Origin of the sequence: Pseudomonas shahriarae, from assembly GCF_014268455.2 — a bacterium.
In the GTDB taxonomy this organism is placed as follows: domain Bacteria; phylum Pseudomonadota; class Gammaproteobacteria; order Pseudomonadales; family Pseudomonadaceae; genus Aquipseudomonas; species Aquipseudomonas shahriarae.
Genome location: NZ_CP077085.1, coordinates 4,944,704 through 4,960,557 on the forward strand (window position 1 = coordinate 4,944,704; position 15,854 = coordinate 4,960,557).

Here is a 15,854-nt window from a genome sequence, read left to right on the forward strand (position 1 = left end):
CGCTATTTTCATAGCGGGCCTTTTGTTTTAGTGCTGTTTTATGTGGGAGCTGTCGAGCCCCTTTGATCGCCGCTTGCCGAAGAATCAGTCGTCCAGATCTCGACCGCTCAACAAGCGGCTGATCATCTCCATTGAAAACCCGCGATAGCTCAAAAAGCGCCCTTGCTTGGCACGCTCACGGGCATCAATCGGCAGATGGCCGGCAAACTTGCGACGCCAGGTGTCTTCCAGTTGCGTTTGCCAACTGATGCCACACTCACGCAACGCCAGTTCAATATCGGCGCGCTGCAAGCCCCGCTGACTCAATTCCTCACGAATCCGCGCAGGGCCGTAGCCCGAGCGTGCCCGGTAGGAAACAAAACTTTCGAGATAACGGGCTTCGGAAAGCAGCCCCTCTTCCGTCAAGCGGTCGAGGGCTGTTTCGATCATTTCGGGAGGGGCGCCACGCTGACGCAGTTTACGCGTCAGCTCGACACGACCGTGCTCGCGTCGTGCGAGCAGGTCCATTGCCGTACGCCGTACGGCAACCAGCGTATCGAGTACAACTGTCATCGTTGGACTCAGATATCAGCGTCGGCTTCTGCCATGTCATCAACAGGTTCGCGGTTGGCTGCTGCCTTGACGTCTGGCGCCGGGGTCAGCAGCTTGTCGCGGATCTGCTTCTCGAGGGTCGCCGCGATATCCGGGTTGTCCTGCAGGAACTTGGCCGAGTTGGCCTTGCCCTGACCGATCTTGCTACCGTTGTAGGCATACCAGGCACCGGACTTCTCGACAAAGCCGTGCAGCACGCCCAGGTCGATCATCTCGCCGTTCAGGTAAATACCTTTGCCGTAGAGGATCTGGAACTCAGCCTGACGGAATGGCGGAGCCACCTTGTTCTTCACAACCTTGACGCGGGTTTCGCTACCGACAACCTCGTCACCTTCCTTCACCGCGCCGGTACGGCGGATGTCCAGACGGACCGAAGCGTAGAACTTCAGCGCGTTACCACCGGTGGTGGTTTCCGGGCTGCCGAACATCACACCGATCTTCATCCGGATCTGGTTGATGAAGATCACCAGGCAGTTGGCGTTCTTGATGTTACCGGTGATTTTACGCAGCGCCTGAGACATCAGACGGGCTTGCAGGCCGACGTGCATGTCGCCCATTTCGCCTTCGATTTCAGCCTTTGGTACCAGGGCTGCCACGGAGTCGACCACGATCACGTCGATGGCGTTGGAGCGCACCAGCATGTCGGTGATTTCCAGGGCTTGCTCGCCGGTGTCCGGCTGCGAAACCAGCAGGTCGTCGACATTGACGCCCAGCTTGCCAGCATATTCAGGATCCAGGGCGTGCTCGGCATCGACGAACGCACAAGTGGCGCCCATTTTTTGTGCCTGGGCAATCACCGACAGGGTCAGGGTGGTTTTACCAGAAGACTCCGGACCGTAGATTTCAACGATACGGCCTTTTGGCAGGCCGCCAATGCCGAGCGCGATGTCCAGACCCAGAGAGCCAGTGGAAATAGCCGGGATCGCCTGACGGTCGTGATCGCCCATACGCATTACGGCACCCTTGCCGAATTGACGTTCGATCTGACCCAGGGCCGCAGCCAAGGCTTTCTTCTTGTTGTCGTCCATTAAAGTCCTCACGTAATCAATAAGGCCTGACGGCCAACACCTGTATAAGTAGACAGTATTGTTCCATAAAGATCGGGGATCGCCTACCCCTGATTTTCTATTTCTGCTGCAGCTCGTCGCAACAGCCCCTCTAATGCGGCTTTTACCGTTTGTCGGCGGACCTCGTCGCGGTTGCCGGGGAAGTGCTGGCACTCAGCCGTAACCTCGTCACCGACACCCCAGGCCAGCCAGACAGTACCCACCGGTTTGTCCGGCGAGCCGCCATCGGGGCCCGCCACGCCGCTGACCGCCACCGCAAACCGCGCCAGGCTTTTTTCCTGGGCGCCCCGGGCCATGGCCTCGACCACTTCACGGCTCACCGCGCCGACCTTGGGGAACAACCCTTCCGGCACATTGAGCTGACGGGTCTTCTGGCGATTGGAATAGGTCACATACCCGGCCTCGAACCAGGCCGAACTCCCCGGAATACGGGTGATGGCTTCGGCGATGCCGCCACCGGTGCAGGATTCGGCGGTGGTGACGTGGGCATTGAGCACCTGCAAACGTCGGCCAAGTTCGGCGGCGAGTTGGGTAATTTCCTTCACGGTCGTCTCCAGGAAAGTGCGGGGGTTTGCCTACCCTACAGGAGCCCATCGGCCACGCAAGCAGCAGACGGCTTCAACAGATTACCGGGTGATGGCACTTACATACGCCTGGCAGGCCCGCAACGCGATCAGTCCGTTATCGCCGGCATCGGTAATGCCGATAATTCGTTGAGCATGCGCCGGGTCAAGTCGACCTCGCGGGGCTCCATGAACCACGCTGCCGGCGGCGGTGGCCGGCATTGCGCGGCCATTGGCGGGGTCGGTGGCGTCGAGAAGGACTGACAAGCGCACATCAGCAGTGGCCAACCGATCGCGCAGATAAACCTGGTGACGCTGTGCATCGCTCAACTCCCGCGTGTGTTGTTGATCGCTGGCGTGAAGCTGTTGCTCCAACGCCCGACGCCTGTCCTGTTCGGCCCGGTATTGGCCCTGTGCTTCCTGGCTTTGCCGGTTGAGCAGGGCTGAATGCCCTGCGGCCTGGCGTTCAAAGGCCAGGCCATGACGCCAGGCCTGGACCTGCCAGCTGGCTGCCGCCGAGATAGCCATCAGCAGGGTAACCGCCCATATGCGCCCGCTCAACGGCATAACACCGCCCTCGCCTTTTCCCACAACTGTTGGCGGTGCTCCAGTCCGTTGAGGCCACCATTGATACGGCGGGTGATGGTGGTGAATTGGTCCTGGTCGGCCAATTCATTCAAGCCATTGCTGTGCCAGAACCAGGCGGCGGATTCGGCCGCCCATTGCGGCTGCTCCAGCAGTTCGGGGAAATGCAGCAAACGTTCATCGCCAAACAGCGCCCGGCTGCAGGCCAGGTAATTGCGCCGCCCGGTAATCTGGATCAAGCCGCGGCCCCGGTACTTCTGGCCGTCACCGTCGGCGTCGGGAGTGTTGCCCAGGCGTGCAGCCAAGGCGCCCGTGTCGTATTTGCTCAGGTAGTGCTCGCCGCCCAGTTCACGCACGTAACGCAGCTCGCCGGACTCGTGCCCGACCTGGGCGATAAAGGCCGCCATCCGCTTAGGCCCGGTGATGTGTCGATGGAGCATGGCGGCGTTCAGCGCCAGAATAAAAACGCCCGCTTGGGCGCGGGCGTTAGGCAGGATCTGTTGCAACTGCGTCAGCGTGATCATCCTTGATCTCCAACCATTTAAGAGGCCAATCCACGGGCCATGATCGAACTGCGATACCCCGTCGTCGTGTCGCCTACATGGGTCACCTTGTCAATCGACCAGCGCCCCTGCATATAGCCCGGCCAGGTTTCATCCAGCAACAACAGGCCTTCGGCGGACAGCAACGGGTTACCAGGGCAGTCGATGGTGATGCTCAAACCTTCACGCCCCACCCGGCGCAACTCGCCCTGTGCCACTGAGCGCGCTTCGGTTTCACTCTGGCACCGTTGGCGCAACGTCTTGAACGGCGCGATCCCCACCTCGACCACGCGCTGGCGAGAGGCCGCGGCATCCCACCAACTGACACGGCACCCCTGGTATTTGGCCCGCGCATTTTCATCAACCCGGGCACTGATAAACGCCTGCTCGCCGGGACGGTTGTCATGGGTCACCGACAGCCGCACATCCGGCAGTTGCTGGCCCGAGAGCGACTTGACCTGGCCGCTTTCCGCCAGCACATACAGCTCGTTGACCGGCTTGGTCACCGCGTTGTAACGCCCGGCCAGGCGGGTGATAAAGCCCATGTCCGTCTCGTTGGACTGGTCGATATGATCAATCGCAATCCCATCCAGCGACGGCGCCACCCTGGGCGAAAACCCATGCTGCGTCGCCAGTTGGCGAAACAGCGCTCCAAGGGTCGTGGGCCCATGGCTGGCGGAACGGCGCTGGCGGTAGCCACTCTGGTCCATCACGCTGAACGGCGCCGCCGTGGCCACGATCACCAGGCGCATGGGAAACAGGTAAGGCGTGCGCTGGGTAATCACAAACTCGCCTTTTTCCACCAGCCCCGACTCGCGGTAACCCACGCGCAAACCGATCTTGGCGCCCAGGCTCGGCAGGCCTTCCAGGCCCTCGATATTGATGGTCAGTTCGAGGCGGTCGGATTCGATCCCCGCCGCGTCGGTGTGCTTCCACTGCATCAGCCGTGGGTTGATCAAGGCCGCGTTGGCGCCATAAATCTCCACGACCGGGGTAAATCCCATTGCCATGTTGCCTCCTTAATCCCAGGCCGAAACCGGCTTTGCAACACCCGGTTGCGCGTCCATCTCGGGCACGATTACCCCGATGCCCGCCGGCAACACTGGGCCATACTCGGCAAGCCCGGGGTTCAAGCGCCAGAGGGTTTCTTCGGCCGCGTCATCGCACCGCCCCAGCTCACGGTAGAGCAGGAGGTTGACCGAATCACCGGCAATACTTCGGACTCTACGCATTGATAAATTCCTCCAGCACCAGCGTCCACTTGATCACCATGGCAGTGCCGTCATCAATCACACTGGCCTGGTTTTCCGTGACCGCCGTAATGCGCCACAACCCCCAATTGCGGCCGATGCCATCGACCAGCGGCAGCGGTGCCCGTGCATCCTGCAAGGCGCGCAATTGGTCCAGGCGCTGCATGCCGACGGCCGCCATGGCGGTTCCATTGAAGGTCAGTTTTTCCAGCTTCTGACCGTTCTGTCGCGACTGGGGCTTGCTGGCAATAATCTCCAGGTCGCCCCAGCCACCATCGCTGCTGCGCTGGAGCGCGGAATAGGCGAACCCTCGGGACAGCCCGAAAATAAAGTCGCCCAACACCATCTGCTGTCGCATCAATCACCTCCGTCGGTCAGTGCCGCATTGCGCCGAACCGCCAGTGAATCGCTGAGCATCGGCACGCATTGGTTTTGCAGGCTTTGCAGGACCCGGTCGACCACCTGCTGGGCGTCGGCAGGGTTGACGCCGGTGATCTGGATGCTCGGCGCCAGGGTGACCTGGACGTTGTCCGAGCGGGCGCTGTTGAGCTCTTTGCTCACGGCATCGGGCGATGGCAGGCGGTCACTGGGGCCGAACAATTTTTCACCGAGCCAGTTACCGCCCTCGCCGCCCAACAGGCCACCGATAACGCCGCCCACCGCAGTGCCCACGCCAGGGAATACCAGGGTGCCAAGGGCCGCTCCGGCAGAAGCGCCGGCCCATGCGGCACCGGCGGTACCGAGGCCGCTGCCGACGGCTCGCATGTTGCCGCTGCGCACGCCCTGGACGACGTTGATGGCGGCATCGGCGGAGCGCAATGGCGTCAACCTGCGCACGCCGATAGACCCCAGCCGGCTCAGGGTTGGGACCAGGCGGGAGGCTCGGGCCTTGCGCAGGCCGAGGGCTGATGCACTCTTTAATAGCAACGCCTTGCCTGCGCTCAACCCACGGGTAGAAACCCTTCGCAGGCTAGCGCTTACGGAAGTCACCCGCGCCAGGAACCCCGTTTTCAGGCCGTCAAACACCTTGCCTGCGCGCTCGCCCAGGCTCCTCATGATTGCCATGGGCCCGGTGGCGCTCCTGCCGGTCCCTGAGGTTTTTCTCGGCATCGGTGGGCTTGTGCGGCCAGTGCCGTTTTGCCTCACCGTTTTTCGTGACCCTTTGGGCCCGTAACGAGCCCGCCCGGTCAAGGGTTCGCTGGCGCCTGGGCAGCAGCAGTCCTTGCTATCGTCCCGGAACAATTTCCCGACGTAGGGCAACTTGCCCAGCGTTGCATCGACTACCTTGCCCGATACCCGGCTCTTGACCGTATCAAGCAAGCTTTCACCCACCCATTTGGAACTCTTGCTCAACCAGGACTCAGTCGCCGAGGCCTTGTCTTCGGGCGCAGCTTGCGGCGCACTGGTCATGGTTTCAGCGACCGTGCCGCCCAGCGGCCCACCCGTGATAAACAGGGTGCCATTAAGGGTTTCCAGGCTCTCGCGCAGGCGCACCTGTTCCTCGGTCAACGCGTGGATATGCAGGCTGGCGTTGGCCAGGGCCAGGCTCAGCTCAGACGGCGGCTCGGTTGCGCCGCCCACACTGGAGGCGCCAACCAGACTTTCGTCCTGTGCTTCAAGCAGGCCCGACAGTTGCAAGGCGCCACTTTCGGCCAGTGCGGGAAAGGTCATCCAGCGTTTGTCTTCGTCGGCGAGCTTGAGCGTATATCGAGGGTCTTGCATCTCGCTCTACTCCTATTTGACGCCAAGGCGATTGATCGCGATGTCGTAGCGGCGCAATGCTTTTGCGGCATCCCATTCGAGGATTTCCGCTTCGTTTACCGAGTAAACCAGCGGTACAACGTCGAGGATTACTTCGATGTCGCGCTGCGAAAGAAGTCCGCCGGTTTGTTTAAAAAATCGTCGATGCGCTCCTGCAATTCCGTCCAATCAGGCACCGTCAGGCCGTCCAGATCGGGGATCATCAGGCCGGTGCAGTGCGAGGTAATGAACTCGGCGCGCTCTTTGTTGGTGGCGAGTTTTTTCATCACTTTGGTGGCACGCAGGGCAGGCATTTCCAGGGTGACGCTGGTCAATACGCGGCCGGCCACTTCCAGTGGCAGCAGCAGTTGCACCTCCTCGCCGGGCTCGGTGGAACCTTCCAGAAAGAACGAAGCCGGGCGCGTCGACAGGTCGTGCACGTACTGGACGATGCTCACGTAGTCCGGGCGCTTGAGTTGGTCGAGTTCCTTTTCCGAGAGGCCGGTGGCCAGTTTAGCCAGCTCGAAGAACTGGTCGTCCTCATCGTCGCCCGCACGGGCCAGGGCCTGTTTTTGTGGGGCGTAGAACAAGGGTTTGAGTTGGATCTGCTCGATCGTCGCACCGCTGTCGGCGGTGATGGGCGCCAGCAGGATATGCAGGGGTGGCTTCCAGGCCATGGGCGAAATTCCTTGATGAACAATGTTGAACACGTGGACACGGTCAATGTGGGAGCTGGCGGGCCTGCGATCGCGCTGTGTCAGCAGCCTCATTTGTCACTGGTAGACCGCTATCGCAGGCAAGCCAGCTCCCACACTGGCCGTGCCTATTTCCGATTCGTGGAAGGGCTTACGGCATCAACACCGCACGCCGGGCATCGCCGAGGATGTCGACGCCGTTGAGCACAAACTTCTGGGTGCGCACGTCGATGTCGATCACCGGCACGCCGTTGTCCAGGCGATGGTAGGTGCGGCAGGACAGATCCAGGGTGGTGGTGGCCTTTTCGCCCATCTTCAGCTTGGCTTCCTCCAGGGATTTGAGCTTGCCGCCGACGGTGTGGTAGGTGAAGTAGGTCTTGCCATCCTGGTCCTGGCCCGCTTCGCGCACGTTGAGCAGGATGTCTTCGCCCAAGCGCACGCCCAGGGCCAGCATGATTTCGGGACCGGCGCCTTGCAGCACCAGCTTGGCGTTCAGCACCTTGGCGCTCTTGGCCATTTCTTCGGCGATAAAGCGCCCGCCGGACATGGGCTCCATCTCGAACTCGATCTTCGGCGGGCTGAATTCCTCAACGGTCGCCGACAGCGGCAGGCCTTGGAGGGTGGCCGCAATGGCCTGTCTGACTCGGTTGGTAAACATTAGAGAACGTCCTCCAGGAACTGCTCGATGATTTCATCGCGGGCATTGAGTTGATAAACCATGTGTTCGTTCGGCGCGTAGCGGCCGTAGTCGATCACGATGAACCAGGTGCCGTTCTTGTACTTCTCGACACTGTTGAGTTCCGGGTGCAGGTACACACTGCCGCCAGGGATGGTTTCGTCGGCCACCAGGGTTTGCAGCCAGTCGTTGATGCGCTTGACCTCCTGGTCCATGAACGACTTGGTCAGGTTGTGCGCCATGGCTTTCTGCCCGGCCTTGACCAGCTTGCGGCTGATGGCATCTTCCAGGCCGACATAGCTGATGAACTTGCCGGTGAGGGAGCGGTTACCCAGCAGCGAGAAGCCACCGAGGATGGTGCGCGCGTAGTAGCTCACGCCGTAACGGTTGAGCAGGTCGCCTTCGGTGGAGGTGTCGAGGATGTTGTACTCGACCACGCGGGACACGTCTTCGGCGAAGGTCACCTGGTTGCCCGGGCTTTCCCATTGCTTGACCTTGGCCAATGCGGCGATGGCCAGGGACGACGGCGCGAGGAATACGTTTTTCTTCGCCGCCTTGGAGTACACCGACGGCATGTTGTGCACCAGCAGGCAGCGGTCGAAACCCAGGTCGGCACCACCCAGCTCGCCGCTGTAGGTCACTTGGTCGGCGACGCTGGCGTCTTTGCCGTCCAGCACCACACGGGCCTTGATGCGCTTGCCGAGCGCGGCAAATTCACCGGCCACCGCCTTGGTCCCGGTAAAGCCCGGGGCACCGATGATGGTCAGGTCTTCAGGAACGCTGCTCAGCGCCGCGAGGCCCAGTTTGCGACCGGTTGCCGGCTCGTTGCCGCCGATCACGTTGTTGAGGGTATCGGCCGGGGTGGCGCCCTCTTCGACGATCACCACATACACCGGCACCTTGACCACTTTGAGGATCTGGTACACCGCATGAAACAACGTGCCCGACTCGGCGCCGGTCGGGTCCAGCAGCGCCTGGGCGGTGAAGCTGTTGATGCGAAACGGGGCGTTTTTCGGGATCGACAGGTGCGCATTGGGCGCGGTGCCGACCAGACCGATCACGTTGTCACCCAGGCCACCCATGGACTCGGGGGATTCGCTGGCATTGACGGTGATGCCGTTATGCTCGAAGTTCAAAACCTCAGCCATGATTATTCAGCCTTCTTGGTGACGGCCTTCTTGGCCGGTGGGGTGTCTTGGGCGGCAGCCAGCACGCTGGTCAATTCCAGGCGGCCGGCGGTGCGCAGGGCGGTTGCTTCGACGTCCAGCAGGTCCAGTTCCTGGCCGACGGCGGACCAGTGGCCACCTCCGGTGGGGAATGGGATGAGGACGGTGTAGGTTTGGCGGTTGGCCATGGGGGAACTCCAGAAACGCGAAAGCCCCAGCGATGGGGCTTTCTTGGATGCGAAAAAAAAAACCGCTTTCGCGGTGGTGGGGGGTTACTTATCTTCAGGCAGTGGGAAGCGGGCCTTGATATCGGCAACCTTATCCCGCCACACCTTTTCAGAAGCCGGTTTTTGATCGTATTGCCACTCCAGATAAAGTGGGTCCGCTTCTGCGATGTAAGCCGCGCGCCGCACTTGCTGGGCCGCAACCACATGCTGCGCCACTAACGCTTCATCAATAATACTTACTGGAACGCCAACACCAACAAGATACTCATAAGAACACTCACTATATTTACGCGAAGCAAATTCCAAATTTTTTATAGTTTCCATTCAGTTCAATCCTTAAGATTCGTTAGAGCATTTGACATATCCTGAGAAATAAGCCCAGCCCATGTAGGAGCACCCTGCCGAACCATTTCTATCCCATACAAAGAAAAAGGGACAGAAACGTTATGGTAGCTCCCCATTAAAAACTGATACCCTGTAGCAATCGGCAAAGTACTAACAGACACCTTATCCAATAAGACATTCCGCATAAACAAGTCAGCAACCCCAATTGACCCAGACGTATGCTGATACATAAAGGCACCATTATTCAATTCTACTGCGCAATGCTGAAGCATAACAAAGCTTTTAGAATTATGGGTTTTCACAAATGACGTACGCCAAATATCATGCCCTTTACCTTGAAGCGCAGAGGAAAGTTTCGCCGTTTTTAATCTGCACCCATAAAAGACCAACACCGAGTTGTACCCAAGATGAAAACCGCCCGACTGAACCCTATCATCTTCGCCTATAATAGAATCAGTCTGCAGTTCCACATAGGAGCTAGTATCATAAGCTTTAAACTCACTAGGCTGGATAGAAATCGTCTTATTGTCACAGACCTGATCTTTTGCCAATGAATACACAGAGCCGGGCTTGAGAATAATAGAAGCCCTACCTCCTGAAGTCATTCGTGCAAAGGCTCCAGCAATAGTCTTCACTGCCGTTGCCCAACTGACACCATCGTTCGCGTCATTCCCAGCGACAGCATCTACATAAAGCGCAACATCCATCGCCCTTCGTACTGCTTGAGGAACAACAGTGACCGCCTGCTGTACCTTTAGATTAATATCACCAATCTTAGCCGCGATCATTTTTGTCAAATCATTCGCAGCATCAACTACCGCAACCAACTTCTGCTCTGTGCTCAAAATATAATTCCTTTTAATTACCCTGCAAAATCCATAGTTTACCTATCACACAAACCAAAATATCAGACCACTAGCCATTCTCTAAAGCCATAACACGAAACAAGATATCCACGCCTCTGTTCATATTGTCGATAGTGGCAACAGAAAGCACCGCTAACTCCTCAGTCATTAACAGATTAAGGTTCTCACTCCCCACCACAATCGTCACGCTATCCGCCGGCAACGGCGAAATATCCAACGTAAACTTCTGCAGCACCCGAGCAGCCGCCGCCTTATACGTCAGCAACTGCCCCGCCACCGAATACACGGCCAACAACGTCCCACTGGCGAGATAAAACCCAAACTCGCCAATCTCATACTCGCCATCGCCATCAAACAGCGCGGCCATGCGCAGTTGGCGCTGGCCCAGGTCTTCGTAGTCCACAATCGCCACCCGCTGGCGCTCATTGCGCAGGGCGGTTTCGTTGCCGGTGGGGTTGTAGCGGCCGGTGCCGGCGGCGATGTGGGTGATTTCGCCTTTCAAGCCTTGGTTCTTTGCCTGCAGCACTTCATCCAATCCCTTGGAGGTGAAGCGCACCAGGCGCGTGATGTCATCGGTCATGGCTGCGCCCTGAGGTCGTAGTCGTTAATGGTGTAGTGCTGGGCTACGCCCGCACTGTTAAGCCTTGAACTGAGCATCAGTTCCGGCAGCGCGCCCCACAGCGACAACTCGCCGTCGCTCAACGCCCGGTGGGCGGCGCCGGTCATCGGCAGCCCACCGTGCACTTCATGCACCAGGGTGATGGTGGCCAGGTCGCGCTCGCTCTTGGCCGCGTTGATGCGGCGGATCAAGCGGTTGTGGTCGCCACTGGACCAACTGCGCCCGATGATTGCCTGCACGTCGAAGGTGTAGGGCTGGGCCTGCGGGCGCTGTTGGTACCAGGCCAGAATATTGGGGGTAAACCCCAGGGATTCGACCGCGTGGCTCAACGCCTTGGGCGTGCCGGCCTGGCGCTGGATTTGCCAGGACAGCGCCACCGTGAGGCGTTTTTCGGTTTCGTCGGCAGAGGCATTCCACTCACTGACGCCGCGGTCGGCGGCCAGGTAAGGCAGGAACGGCGCAGGCGTTTGCAGCGGGTTCATCAGCGCCGGGAAGGGCGGGACGACCCGTTCGAGCAGTCGGCCAAAGCCCAGGTCCAGCGCCTTCTCCAGCGGTGAGCTGTTGGCAGGCAACAGGCTGGGAGATTGTTCAGTCATAAGCTGCGCACCTCCACCTCGACACCCGTGCAATACGGGGCCTGGAACGCCGTGGTGATGATCGGCGCCAGCGGCTCGAGAATCTCCAGCTGCGCGGCCCCGGCGGTGTGGATGGTGTAGTCGATCCAGCTCGGGTCCACGCGCCCTTCCAGGCAGTGACAGGACTCGGCATAGGTCTGCAGCAACTGCTGGGCCGCCACTTGTGTCAGCCCCGAGTCCGGGCCGGCGTTGATCTTGGCCACCACGCGGATCTTGTACGGCACGATCTGCGCGCCCTGCACCGTGACCCAATCGGTTTCCGGGCGTACATCGGGCCGGGCGAAATGGCGCCGCACCCCTTCAAGCAAATCCGCCGACGGCGTGCCATTGCCGGTGCGGGACAGCACGGTGACCATGACTTGCCCAGGCGCGGTGCGCCGGGCGTTGCCGTCCTTGACCTGGGCGGCATAGCCATCCGGGTCGAAGGTATAGCTGACCGTCACCACCCCCGCAGCCGTACCGTGGACTTTCACCGCCGGCCGCTCGCCGAGGGTAAAGACCTCGCGCCGATACTGCATGCGCGAACCGGCAGCCGGTGCGTGGGGGGCCAGGTAGTAACGCAGACGGGCATCATCATCGCTTTCCAGGGTCGGCGGCACGGGCGGGAATGCCGCCGGGTCGCCGGGGTCGAGCACCTGGCGCTCCAGGCCCATATCGGCCAGGCGCGCATCCAGGTTGCTGCCGGTGGCCCACCACGCCAGCATCTGCTGGATGCGCGCGTTGTACTTGCGCTCATGGGTTTGCAGGCGCACACAAAACGCTTCCAGGGCCAGGGTCAGCAACTCGCTTTCGTTATCCAGGCTGACCTTGAGCTTGGCCGCGCTTTGCGGGGCGCGGGCGGCGACATAATCGACGACAAACGCCTTGAACTGCGCCAACAGCGGCTCGAACTCGTCGACGGCGATCAGGTCGGGCGGCGCCAATTGGTTCTGCCCGGGGATCAACATGCTCATGTCACCACCTCGAAGGATTGCTTGCGGTTTTTCCAGGTGCCGGCAAACCGCAGCAACAGGCCAGCGCCCTGGCGATTGGCGACGATGACTTGCGGAACAAAATCGGCGATGCCGTTCTGTGGGTTGTAAAAAGCCTGGGCAGCGTGGCTTTGGGCGAGGATCAACAGGTCGTCGCCCAGGTTCTGCCCCAGCAGTTGCGGGATCAGCGAACCGTACAGCGGGCGTTTCTGCCGTGTGCCCAAAGGTGTGGTCAGGGCCCGGGTGGCGCGCTGGACAAATTGCGGCCAGTCGTCCACCACGGCTCCGGTGTTTCTCTCTATTCCGATCATGGCAAATCCTTATGCCGTGCTGATAACTCGACCCTGGTGGTCCACCACCGGGCCACTCAAGTGAACGCCGGACGCATCCAGCAGCAGGCCGACTGCACCGACCTGCACGCTGATGTTTGCGGCGGTCATGACCAAACGGGCAGCGCCCAGACTCATTTCCACCTGCTCGCGAGAGCCAGTGAATGCCGTGGGGCCGTTGCTCCAATCCAGCACATGACCGGCGGCGTCGTAGGCGCTTTGCGTGCCGTCCGGGTAACGCCGGCTCGTCAGGCTGGCGACACTGGACAGCGGCGGGAAGCGATCACTGTTCAGGCCAAACAGCGCCACCGACTGCCCCCCGCCCTCGCCGCCGCCGTAGTTGAGCAGCAGGCATTGCTCTCCCACCGTGGGGATTCGCGTTTCGGTCTGCGCCCCAGCGCTGGGGTTGAAAAAGCGAATCGCCGGGGTCAGCAACTCGCCATGCCTGACCTTGCAGGTATTGCTGGCCGCGTCGACCTCCTGGCACACGCCGATCCGGCAAAAACTCTCGGCCCGCCGATAGAGGTCTTCAAGCTGGGTTTCCATCTGCGCCAGGCGCTCGACGATGGGCGCCAATTGCAGGCGTAACAGTGCGTCGAACATGGGGCTACTCCTGCAGGGGCCGGTATTGATCGGGGTCGTCGATATTCGACACCTCCCAGGTGCGGGCAAACAGCGGCTTGCCCATAGGGTCGTCAAGCAGCGGCGGGCCGATGTAGAGGGTTTGGTTGAAGGACACGGTCCAACTGTCGTACTGGGTGTCGGCCCCCGCCTGGGTCGATGGCAGCGCGACAATGTTGACTGGCACATCGCACTGGGCCGCCGGCAACTGCCAACGGTTATCCAGCACCAGGTCCATCAGCCGGCTCGCCAGGTCACAGGCGTCAAAAGCTTGCGCGCCTTCGGCGGCCATGACCTTGAGCGAGATCGACAACACATGGGCCTTGCGTCCTTCAAGGGAACGTACGCCCGGGCCATTGCGCTCGACTGTGATTGCCACGGCGGTTTCATCCGCCGCCAGGATGCCCGGCGGGCTGCCCACCCGTAACGCCGGGAATGCCGTACGCAGGGCCTGGCCGATGGCTATTGGCAGTTGTGACGGTTTTTCAATGAGGGTCATGGTGTGGCTTCCTTGCAACGATCACTTTGAGTCCGGGGGCGAACCGGGCGGCTCATTCACCCCGATGCGCTTGGCGGCCCAGCGCTCGTAGAGGCCAATGGCGACGTCGGCACCGGCCATGGCCGTCAGGCAGCCGAGGGCGCCCGCCGTCCAGATCGACATGCCGGCGGCGTACAGCAGCATCAACGCCGACACCCCGCACACCATGCACGCCCCGGAACGCAGGGCCAGACGGCGGACCAGCGACCAACCGCGGGCGCCCTCCTTGTCGGCGCGCCACATCTCCCCGGACACGCCGCCGATCAGGGCCAGAATAATCACCAGCCAGATAGGCATTTCTGCCAACGCTTGCTGCTCGTTTGTCATGTCACGCCTCCTGGAATGCGTAAAACCGGCAGGTGGCCGGTGCTTTGATAAATAGATGGATGGGTGTGTCGGTAGGCATTCCAAAAAGCCCGGTAGCCCGGGCTTTTCAGTAATGCGGTCCTTGGATCTTTCGGCGCTACTGGCGCGGTACGGATCTTTCCTCGATGTTTTTCCGACCACGATCCCTGTCTGCCGGATAACTGCTTGTGGTGCTTTACGCTGCACACCCGGGTCAGTTGCCAACCCTCTGAACCGTCAAGGCCGGTTCATCGCTGCCTGTTGTAAAACCGTGAAACTAAAGAGCGTCGGCATCCTTGCCGGTATTGCCTGGCGTCCTTGCCATCACTCAGTGGCGTCCATGCCAGTGTTGCGTGCCTTCCTTGTCTTCCTTGGCAGCATCCTTGCCGCCTCCACCAGACCTTGTTGGCTGGCTTGAGATGGAGAATATGCATGTATGCATATACAGTCAATGCACAAATGCATTTATTTCTACCTTGGTAATGCATTGACGCATAAGACCCTTGAGTGGTGGGCCCTGGGCGGTTTTCCATAGGCGAAAAAAAGCCCGCTCTCAGGCGGGCTGTTTCTTACAGAGAAGGGTTAGCGGGCGTACATGCCCCACCAGAAAACGTGACCGAGGATGCTGATCTGCTCTTCCTGGATATCCTGGAAGCTGTAGTCCTCATCCGGGTGCTCATCACGGTTGAAACTGCGCAGGCGGATCCCCGAAGGCAGACGATAGAGCTGTTTGACCCGCAATTGACCGTTGTGATTGATGGCATACAAGTCGCCATCGACGATATCGCCGATCCCGCTCTTGCCGGCATTCACCCCCACCGTGGCGCCATCACGCAACACCGGCAGCATGCTGTTGCCGCGTACCGTCACACACTTGGCCTGGTCGAACTGCACACCGTTATGCCGCAGGCTGCGCTTACCAAAACGCAGGCTGGCCTTCTCGCTTTCCTCGATGACGAATCTTCCTGATCCAGCAGCCAATTCAACCTCGCGCAAAAAGGGGATCGACACCTCGTCATCATTAACGGGCGTGTCGTCGTCCCACAGGCTTATATCCTTGAGCTCCGAATGCATCGGGTCGCGCTCATCCTGCCACGCCGACCCCGCGCGCCCGCGCAACTGGTCGGTGCTCACCCGGAAGTAATCGGCGATCCGCGAGATGTGCTTGTCCGACGGATCAACGATCTTGCCGCTGAGAATCCGGGACAGAGTGGATTGAGGCACGCCGGTACGCCGGTGAAGCTCCGTGGGGGAGATCCCGTCGCGATCGAGCAGCTCTCTTAAGACGATTGAAACGTTGCGTTTTTGCATAACGGGGATAGTGACGGGAGTTTTTGGGGTTGGCAAATGCTAATTTGCATATTTTGTGCATGGGGTATGCGGGTGTACTGGCCGTTTGTGAACTGCGAAGCACGGACCTCGCATGTTAACCTTGCCGCCATCGCAAAAAATGCTGGGCCAAGCGCCCCCTTTGCCCCATCAC

Annotated in this window: 23 protein-coding genes; all 23 read right to left on the minus strand. The window is 60.3% G+C overall.

Features of this window, described 5'->3' with window-relative positions; translation table 11 throughout:
• Nucleotides 1-84: 84 nt before the first annotated feature.
• Nucleotides 85-552 carry a recombination regulator RecX gene (gene recX, locus HU773_RS22045; protein WP_057439357.1) on the minus strand — a complete coding sequence of 156 codons (468 nt, stop codon included), beginning with the start codon at nt 550-552 and terminating at the stop codon, nt 85-87.
• Nucleotides 553-560: 8 nt separating this feature from the next.
• Nucleotides 561-1,619, minus strand: a complete 1,059-nt coding sequence (recA, locus tag HU773_RS22050; RefSeq protein ID WP_029295312.1) for a recombinase RecA — start codon at nt 1,617-1,619, stop codon at nt 561-563.
• Nucleotides 1,620-1,702: 83 nt separating this feature from the next.
• Nucleotides 1,703-2,203 carry a CinA family protein gene (locus tag HU773_RS22055; protein ID WP_032858393.1) on the minus strand — a complete coding sequence of 167 codons (501 nt, stop codon included), beginning with the start codon at nt 2,201-2,203 and terminating at the stop codon, nt 1,703-1,705.
• 81 nt (nt 2,204-2,284) lie between these two features.
• Nucleotides 2,285-2,788: a lysis system i-spanin subunit Rz gene (locus HU773_RS22060; RefSeq protein WP_186625548.1), complete on the minus strand. Its 504-nt coding sequence runs from the start codon at nt 2,786-2,788 to the stop codon at nt 2,285-2,287.
• Complete coding sequence (locus tag HU773_RS22065) at nt 2,779-3,330, minus strand: glycoside hydrolase family 19 protein (RefSeq protein WP_057958626.1); 552 nt, start codon at nt 3,328-3,330, stop codon at nt 2,779-2,781. Before HU773_RS22065 ends, HU773_RS22060 begins: the two co-directional genes overlap by 10 nt.
• Before the next feature lie 17 nt (nt 3,331-3,347).
• Entirely contained in the window at nt 3,348-4,358 is a 1,011-nt protein-coding gene (locus HU773_RS22070; RefSeq protein ID WP_186625550.1) for a contractile injection system protein, VgrG/Pvc8 family, read from the minus strand.
• A gap of 9 nt (nt 4,359-4,367) precedes the next feature.
• Nucleotides 4,368-4,580 (minus strand): tail protein X, encoded by a 213-nt coding sequence (locus HU773_RS22075; RefSeq protein WP_057439355.1) that lies wholly within the window; start codon nt 4,578-4,580, stop codon nt 4,368-4,370.
• On the minus strand, nt 4,573-4,956 hold the full coding sequence (locus HU773_RS22080) for a phage tail protein (protein WP_115128871.1): 384 nt from the start codon (nt 4,954-4,956) through the stop codon (nt 4,573-4,575). Before HU773_RS22080 ends, HU773_RS22075 begins: the two co-directional genes overlap by 8 nt.
• On the minus strand, nt 4,956-6,320 hold the full coding sequence (locus HU773_RS27520; protein WP_225923817.1) for a glycine zipper domain-containing protein: 1,365 nt from the start codon (nt 6,318-6,320) through the stop codon (nt 4,956-4,958). Before HU773_RS27520 ends, HU773_RS22080 begins: the two co-directional genes overlap by 1 nt.
• Before the next feature lie 128 nt (nt 6,321-6,448).
• Nucleotides 6,449-7,015, minus strand: a complete 567-nt coding sequence (locus HU773_RS22090; protein ID WP_057439353.1) for a phage tail assembly protein — start codon at nt 7,013-7,015, stop codon at nt 6,449-6,451.
• Nucleotides 7,016-7,184: 169 nt separating this feature from the next.
• Complete coding sequence (locus HU773_RS22095) at nt 7,185-7,691, minus strand: phage major tail tube protein (RefSeq protein WP_120734072.1); 507 nt, start codon at nt 7,689-7,691, stop codon at nt 7,185-7,187.
• Nucleotides 7,691-8,857: a phage tail sheath protein gene (locus tag HU773_RS22100; RefSeq protein ID WP_186625552.1), complete on the minus strand. Its 1,167-nt coding sequence runs from the start codon at nt 8,855-8,857 to the stop codon at nt 7,691-7,693. Before HU773_RS22100 ends, HU773_RS22095 begins: the two co-directional genes overlap by 1 nt.
• A gap of 2 nt (nt 8,858-8,859) precedes the next feature.
• Nucleotides 8,860-9,063 (minus strand): hypothetical protein, encoded by a 204-nt coding sequence (locus HU773_RS22105; protein ID WP_057444703.1) that lies wholly within the window; start codon nt 9,061-9,063, stop codon nt 8,860-8,862.
• 84 nt (nt 9,064-9,147) lie between these two features.
• Nucleotides 9,148-9,426, minus strand: a complete 279-nt coding sequence (locus HU773_RS22110; RefSeq protein ID WP_162947767.1) for a hypothetical protein — start codon at nt 9,424-9,426, stop codon at nt 9,148-9,150.
• A 5-nt stretch (nt 9,427-9,431) separates the two neighbouring features.
• On the minus strand, nt 9,432-10,292 hold the full coding sequence (locus tag HU773_RS22115; protein WP_186625553.1) for a hypothetical protein: 861 nt from the start codon (nt 10,290-10,292) through the stop codon (nt 9,432-9,434).
• Between the two features lie 70 nt (nt 10,293-10,362).
• Nucleotides 10,363-10,893 (minus strand): phage tail-collar fiber domain-containing protein, encoded by a 531-nt coding sequence (locus tag HU773_RS22120; protein ID WP_120734076.1) that lies wholly within the window; start codon nt 10,891-10,893, stop codon nt 10,363-10,365.
• Nucleotides 10,890-11,528 carry a phage tail protein I gene (locus HU773_RS22125; protein ID WP_057439349.1) on the minus strand — a complete coding sequence of 213 codons (639 nt, stop codon included), beginning with the start codon at nt 11,526-11,528 and terminating at the stop codon, nt 10,890-10,892. The genes HU773_RS22120 and HU773_RS22125 overlap by 4 nt, the downstream gene beginning before the upstream one ends.
• Nucleotides 11,525-12,520 (minus strand): baseplate J/gp47 family protein, encoded by a 996-nt coding sequence (locus HU773_RS22130; protein WP_057439348.1) that lies wholly within the window; start codon nt 12,518-12,520, stop codon nt 11,525-11,527. Before HU773_RS22130 ends, HU773_RS22125 begins: the two co-directional genes overlap by 4 nt.
• On the minus strand, nt 12,517-12,849 hold the full coding sequence (locus tag HU773_RS22135) for a phage baseplate protein (protein WP_038442971.1): 333 nt from the start codon (nt 12,847-12,849) through the stop codon (nt 12,517-12,519). The genes HU773_RS22130 and HU773_RS22135 overlap by 4 nt, the downstream gene beginning before the upstream one ends.
• Nucleotides 12,850-12,858: 9 nt before the next feature.
• Nucleotides 12,859-13,470 carry a phage baseplate assembly protein V gene (locus HU773_RS22140; RefSeq protein WP_057958617.1) on the minus strand — a complete coding sequence of 204 codons (612 nt, stop codon included), beginning with the start codon at nt 13,468-13,470 and terminating at the stop codon, nt 12,859-12,861.
• Between the two features lie 4 nt (nt 13,471-13,474).
• Complete coding sequence (locus HU773_RS22145) at nt 13,475-13,987, minus strand: hypothetical protein (RefSeq protein WP_057439346.1); 513 nt, start codon at nt 13,985-13,987, stop codon at nt 13,475-13,477.
• A 21-nt stretch (nt 13,988-14,008) separates the two neighbouring features.
• A complete protein-coding gene (locus HU773_RS22150) occupies nt 14,009-14,353 on the minus strand; it encodes a phage holin family protein (protein WP_057439345.1) in 345 nt (114 codons plus the stop codon).
• A 600-nt stretch (nt 14,354-14,953) separates the two neighbouring features.
• A complete protein-coding gene (locus HU773_RS22155; RefSeq protein WP_081044189.1) occupies nt 14,954-15,682 on the minus strand; it encodes a LexA family transcriptional regulator in 729 nt (242 codons plus the stop codon).
• Nucleotides 15,683-15,854: the final 172 nt, after the last annotated feature.

What these genes read in the sequence shown, in the direction of transcription:
- HU773_RS22110 (WP_162947767.1), bottom strand. Translation starts at nt 9,426, where the DNA reads ATGGAAACTATAAAAAATTTGGAATTTGCTTCGCGTAAATATAGTGAG.
- HU773_RS22120 (WP_120734076.1), bottom strand. Translation starts at nt 10,893, where the DNA reads ATGACCGATGACATCACGCGCCTGGTGCGCTTCACCTCCAAGGGATTG.
- HU773_RS22150 (WP_057439345.1), bottom strand. Translation starts at nt 14,353, where the DNA reads ATGACAAACGAGCAGCAAGCGTTGGCAGAAATGCCTATCTGGCTGGTG.
- HU773_RS22100 (WP_186625552.1), bottom strand. Translation starts at nt 8,857, where the DNA reads ATGGCTGAGGTTTTGAACTTCGAGCATAACGGCATCACCGTCAATGCC.
- HU773_RS22070 (WP_186625550.1), bottom strand. Translation starts at nt 4,358, where the DNA reads ATGGCAATGGGATTTACCCCGGTCGTGGAGATTTATGGCGCCAACGCG.
- HU773_RS22090 (WP_057439353.1), bottom strand. Translation starts at nt 7,015, where the DNA reads ATGGCCTGGAAGCCACCCCTGCATATCCTGCTGGCGCCCATCACCGCC.
- HU773_RS22080 (WP_115128871.1), bottom strand. Translation starts at nt 4,956, where the DNA reads ATGCGACAGCAGATGGTGTTGGGCGACTTTATTTTCGGGCTGTCCCGA.
- recX (WP_057439357.1), bottom strand. Translation starts at nt 552, where the DNA reads ATGACAGTTGTACTCGATACGCTGGTTGCCGTACGGCGTACGGCAATG.
- HU773_RS22140 (WP_057958617.1), bottom strand. Translation starts at nt 13,470, where the DNA reads ATGTTCGACGCACTGTTACGCCTGCAATTGGCGCCCATCGTCGAGCGC.
- recA (WP_029295312.1), bottom strand. Translation starts at nt 1,619, where the DNA reads ATGGACGACAACAAGAAGAAAGCCTTGGCTGCGGCCCTGGGTCAGATC.
- HU773_RS22095 (WP_120734072.1), bottom strand. Translation starts at nt 7,691, where the DNA reads ATGTTTACCAACCGAGTCAGACAGGCCATTGCGGCCACCCTCCAAGGC.
- HU773_RS22125 (WP_057439349.1), bottom strand. Translation starts at nt 11,528, where the DNA reads ATGACTGAACAATCTCCCAGCCTGTTGCCTGCCAACAGCTCACCGCTG.
- HU773_RS27520 (WP_225923817.1), bottom strand. Translation starts at nt 6,320, where the DNA reads ATGCAAGACCCTCGATATACGCTCAAGCTCGCCGACGAAGACAAACGC.
- HU773_RS22155 (WP_081044189.1), bottom strand. Translation starts at nt 15,682, where the DNA reads ATGCAAAAACGCAACGTTTCAATCGTCTTAAGAGAGCTGCTCGATCGC.
- HU773_RS22135 (WP_038442971.1), bottom strand. Translation starts at nt 12,849, where the DNA reads ATGATCGGAATAGAGAGAAACACCGGAGCCGTGGTGGACGACTGGCCG.
- HU773_RS22105 (WP_057444703.1), bottom strand. Translation starts at nt 9,063, where the DNA reads ATGGCCAACCGCCAAACCTACACCGTCCTCATCCCATTCCCCACCGGA.
- HU773_RS22145 (WP_057439346.1), bottom strand. Translation starts at nt 13,987, where the DNA reads ATGACCCTCATTGAAAAACCGTCACAACTGCCAATAGCCATCGGCCAG.
- HU773_RS22075 (WP_057439355.1), bottom strand. Translation starts at nt 4,580, where the DNA reads ATGCGTAGAGTCCGAAGTATTGCCGGTGATTCGGTCAACCTCCTGCTC.
- HU773_RS22060 (WP_186625548.1), bottom strand. Translation starts at nt 2,788, where the DNA reads ATGCCGTTGAGCGGGCGCATATGGGCGGTTACCCTGCTGATGGCTATC.
- HU773_RS22130 (WP_057439348.1), bottom strand. Translation starts at nt 12,520, where the DNA reads ATGAGCATGTTGATCCCCGGGCAGAACCAATTGGCGCCGCCCGACCTG.
- HU773_RS22065 (WP_057958626.1), bottom strand. Translation starts at nt 3,330, where the DNA reads ATGATCACGCTGACGCAGTTGCAACAGATCCTGCCTAACGCCCGCGCC.